The organism is Pseudomonas bohemica (assembly GCF_002934685.1).
GTDB classification, from domain to species: Bacteria; Pseudomonadota; Gammaproteobacteria; order Pseudomonadales; family Pseudomonadaceae; genus Aquipseudomonas; species Aquipseudomonas bohemica.
In genome coordinates, this window is record NZ_NKHL01000032.1 from 1 (window position 1) to 746 (window position 746).

The 746-nt window shown below is 56.7% G+C and carries 1 protein-coding gene; it reads left to right on the forward strand.

Translation table 11 applies throughout. From position 1 onward, the window contains the following. Window position 1 precedes the first annotated feature (1 nt). Window positions 2-746, forward strand: a 745-nt coding sequence (locus CE491_RS00140; protein ID WP_234407450.1) for an IS5 family transposase, incomplete at its 3' end; no start/stop codon positions are given.

Sequence of the window (746 nt, forward strand, 5' to 3'; positions counted from 1 at the left end):
ACTGTTCCTGATCGAGATGGATCGGGTCGTGCCTTGGAAGGGTTTGATGGCTCTGATCGAACCCCATTACCCGAAGGGCGAAGGCGGTCGTCCGGCGTATCCTTTGATGGCGATGCTGCGGGTTCATCTCATGCAGAACTGGTTTGGTTACAGTGATCCGGCGATGGAAGAGGCGCTGTACGAGACGACGATCTTGCGCCAGTTTTCCGGCCTGAGCCTGGAGCGAATCCCAGACGAAACCACCATTCTCAACTTCCGTCGCCTGCTGGAAAAACACGAGTTGGCCACTGGAATTCTCGGCGTGATCAATGGCTATCTGGGCGAGCGTGGCCTGTCACTGCGACAAGGCACCATCGTCGATGCCACGCTGATTCATGCGCCCACTTCGACCAAGAACAAGGACAGTAAACGCGACCCGGAAATGCACCAAACGAAGAAGGGCAACCAGTATTACTTCGGCGCCAAAGCGCACATTGGTGTCGACGATGACTCGGGGCTGGTGCACAGCGTGGTGGTCACTGCGGCCAACGTGGCGGACGTGACCCAAGTCGACAAACTGCTACACGGTGCTGAAAACGTGGTCTGCGCCGATGCAGACTATACCGGTGTCGAGAAGCGCAAAGAGCATACTGGACGCCAAGTCATCTGGCAGGTTGCAGCCCGGCACAGCACCTACAAGAAGCACGGAAAACGCAGCGTGTTGTACAAAGCAATACGCAAGATCGAGAGAGCCAAGGCTCAGGTTC